The organism is Vibrio ordalii ATCC 33509 (genome assembly GCA_000257205.1).
Lineage (GTDB): Bacteria > Pseudomonadota > Gammaproteobacteria > Enterobacterales > Vibrionaceae > Vibrio > Vibrio ordalii.
On record AEZC01000161.1, the window covers coordinates 1 to 418 of the forward strand.

Sequence of the window (418 nt, forward strand, 5' to 3'; positions counted from 1 at the left end):
GGGTATATCTTGAACAGCACGAGGTTTCGATCATTATTTCTGATATGCGCATGCCAGAAATGGATGGCGCGGAATTTCTTGCCAAATCTAAAGAGCTGTACCCCAATACGATACGCATATTATTGACTGGTTACAGTGATATTCAATCAACTGTTCGCGCCGTGAATGCAGGTGGTATTCACACTTACATTAGTAAGCCGTGGGATAATGAAAATATCAAACTTATTGTTTCTAAGGCCGCTGAGTTTTACCGTTTAACAAAAGAGCGTGAATCCTTGGCACTTGAATTAGAAAAGCGTAACGATGAATTGGAAGTAGTCAATCAAGTATTAGAACAAAAAGTAGGAGAGCGCACTGCAGCGTTACAATCTTCTCATCGTAAATTAGAGCAGCTATTAGCAAGTCGAAATAAAACAAT

Annotated in this window: 1 protein-coding gene; it reads left to right on the forward strand. The window is 39.5% G+C overall.

Going from position 1 to position 418, the window contains the following annotated elements; all coding sequences use genetic code 11:
* Positions 1-418: response regulator (locus tag VOR_RS17155; protein ID WP_010319783.1), on the forward strand; the 418-nt coding region annotated here is incomplete at both ends.